Annotated in this window: 4 protein-coding genes; 1 reads left to right on the top strand and 3 read right to left on the bottom strand. The window is 67.9% G+C overall.

Annotated features, from left to right (window positions below; translation table 11 throughout):
- The 3 genes from D183_RS24380 to rpsB all read right to left on the bottom strand — a co-directional run.
- The coding region (locus tag D183_RS24380; protein ID WP_157835199.1) for an HDOD domain-containing protein at positions 1-317 on the bottom strand (317 nt) is incomplete at its 3' end.
- A 118-nt stretch (positions 318-435) separates the two neighbouring features.
- Positions 436-1,314, bottom strand: coding sequence for a translation elongation factor Ts (gene tsf, locus D183_RS0109815; RefSeq protein WP_017908840.1), 879 nt, complete (start codon positions 1,312-1,314; stop codon positions 436-438).
- A gap of 151 nt (positions 1,315-1,465) precedes the next feature.
- Positions 1,466-2,263 (bottom strand): 30S ribosomal protein S2, encoded by a 798-nt coding sequence (gene rpsB / locus D183_RS0109810; protein WP_017908839.1) that lies wholly within the window; start codon positions 2,261-2,263, stop codon positions 1,466-1,468.
- Between the two features lie 118 nt (positions 2,264-2,381).
- On the opposite strand from rpsB, the gene D183_RS27995 reads away from it, so the two are divergent.
- A partial coding sequence (locus tag D183_RS27995) for a hypothetical protein (protein WP_232757250.1) occupies positions 2,382-2,589 on the top strand: 208 nt, incomplete at its 3' end.

Genomic DNA, 2,589 nt, shown 5'->3' with positions numbered 1-2,589 from the left:
CGTTCCTGCGGCTCGCCGCTGCCGCCGCGCAGGCTCTGCACCATCGAGAAGCCCAGGGCCAGGCTCAGCGCGGCGTTGAGGCCGAGCATGGTCAGCGCCTGGCCCAGGTTGTCGACGCGACGCCGGCTGGCGTACAGCGGGGAATTGGCGATGCGCAGCATGCGCGCGCTCAGTGCCATGTCCATGGCGATCGCATCGGCGGTCGCGGCCAGGTCCACGTCCGCATCCTGCGCCAGTTCGATGATGCGCAAGGCAACGCCGGGGGGCGATGGCAGGTCGCGGGAGTGACTCAGGATCGCTTCGAGTTCAGGATGCATGCACTTCCGATACGGCATGGAATGAGAGGTGGGGGAGCGGCCTGTCCCGGCCTGCGCAGCGTACACCCGTAAAAAAAAAGCCGCGACAAGCGCGGCTCTTTTCTTCCCGGGAGCGGGATCAGGCCAGGCCGGCCTGCTTCATCACTTCGGCGGCGTAGTCTTCCACCACCTTCTCGATGCCTTCGCCCACGGCCAGGCGCTGGAAGCCGACCACGTCGGCGCCGGCGGCCTTCACCGCCTGCTCCACGGTCTGGTCGGTGTTCAGCACGTAGGGCTGGCCGTACAGGGTGACCTCGTTGACGATCTTGGCGATCTTGCCGCTGATGATCTTCTCCAGGATGTCGGCCGGCTTGGCCTTGTCCTTCTCCGACATCTTGGCCAGCTCGATTTCCTTTTCCTTGGCCACGAACTCGGCCGGGACGTCGGACGCCTTGACGTGCGGCGGGTTCATCGCCGCGATGTGCATGGCGATGCCGCGGGCCAGGTCGGCGTCGCCGCCCTTGACCTCGACCAGCACGCCGATGCGGCCGCCGTGCACGTAGGCGGCGACGTTGTTGGCGCTGTCGATGCGCACCAGGCGGCGCACCTGCACGTTCTCGCCGACCTTGGCGATGACCGCGGCACGGGCTTCCTCGACGGTCTCGCCGCTGGGCAGCTTGGCGCTCTTCAGCGCCTCCACGTCGGCGGCGCCGGAGGCCAGGGCGGCCTGGACGACGGCGTCGGTGAAGGCCAGGAAGTTGTTGTCCTTGGCGACGAAGTCGGTCTCGGAGTTGATTTCGACCAGGACCGCCTTGCCGCCGTCCTGGGCCATCGCGATGCGGCCTTCGGCGGCGACGCGGTCGGCCTTCTTGTCGGCCTTGGCCAGGCCCGACTTGCGCAGCCACTCGGCGGCGTTGTCGATGTTGCCGGCGTTCTCGGTGAGTGCCTTCTTGCACTCCATCATGCCGGCGCCGGTGCGCTCGCGCAGTTCCTTGACCAGGGAAGCAGTGATTTCCACGGGATGTCCTCACGAAAGGTGGGAAAAGGCCGGCTTGCGGCCGGCCGGTAGATCTGGGAAGCGGGCGCCGCAGGCGGCGCTCGCGAAGCCGGGCGCGCCGAACGCGCCGGGCGGCGGCTGCGCATGATCGCGCAGCCGCATGGCGCGCCGGTTACTCGGCGGCGGGAGCGGTCTCTTCGGCCTTCTTGCCGTTCTTGCGCGGGCCGCGGCCCTTGTCGTCGCCGCCCTCGGCGAACTCTTCCTCGCGCACGCTGGCGGCGTTCGGCGCAGCGGCCTTGCCTTCCAGCACGGCGTCGGCGGCGGCACGGGCGTACAGCTGCACGGCGCGGATGGCGTCGTCGTTGCCCGGGATGGCGTAGTCGACCAGGTCCGGGTTGTAGTTGGTGTCGACCACCGCGATCACCGGGATGCCGAGCTTCTTGGCTTCCTTGATGGCGATGTCTTCATGGCCGATGTCGATGACGAACAGGGCGTCCGGCAGACGGTTCATTTCCTTGATGCCGCCCAGCGAGGCTTCCAGCTTGTCGCGCTCGCGGCGCAGGGTCAGCACTTCGTGCTTGACCAGCTTGTCGAAGGTGCCGTCGGTTTCGGCCGCTTCCAGCTCCTTCAGGCGCGCCACCGACTGCTTGACGGTGCGGAAGTTGGTCAGCGTGCCGCCCAGCCAGCGCTGGGTCATGAACGGCTGGCCGCAACGCTCGGCTTCTTCCTTCACCGCGTCGCGGGCACTGCGCTTGGTGCCCAGGAACAGGATGGTGCCGCGCTTCTGCGCAACGCTGGAGATGAAGTTCATCGCGTCGTTGAACAGCGGAACCGTCTTCTCGAGGTTGATGATGTGGATCTTGCCGCGCGCGCCGAAGATGTACGGCGCCATCTTGGGGTTCCAGTAGCGGGTCTGGTGGCCGAAGTGGACGCCGGCTTCCAGCATCTGACGCATGGTGACCTGAGGCATTGCAGTGACTCCTGATGGGGAACCGGCCGTGCGCGGGCAGGAATGTGTGAAGCGCGCGCATGACGGCGGCCTTGCGAGCCGCACGACGATTCCGGGGTTGGGCCTCCCTGCCGCCTCCGTGGCCGAACTCCTTGCGGAGCACCCCGGCACGGGCGATGGCGGCAGGTGTGAATTCGCCGGTGCGTCCGGCGTGGACGGTCCATCGGCCGATGACAGGCACGACGAAGCCGCGCACTATACCTGGCGGACGGCGGTGGCGCAATTGCGCCGGGCGGTTCACTCGGCCGGCAGCGGCTGCAGTGGCGCCTGGTCGTCGAGCCGTGCCG

The organism is Xanthomonas sp. SHU 199, from assembly GCF_000364665.1.
In the GTDB taxonomy this organism is placed as follows: domain Bacteria; phylum Pseudomonadota; class Gammaproteobacteria; order Xanthomonadales; family Xanthomonadaceae; genus Xanthomonas_A; species Xanthomonas_A sontii.
This window is presented reverse-complemented; position numbering and strand designations above follow the sequence as displayed.

Coding starts and splice junctions, on each gene's coding strand:
- rpsB (WP_017908839.1), bottom strand. CDS start 2,263: ATGCCTCAGGTCACCATGCGTCAGATGCTGGAAGCCGGCGTCCACTTC.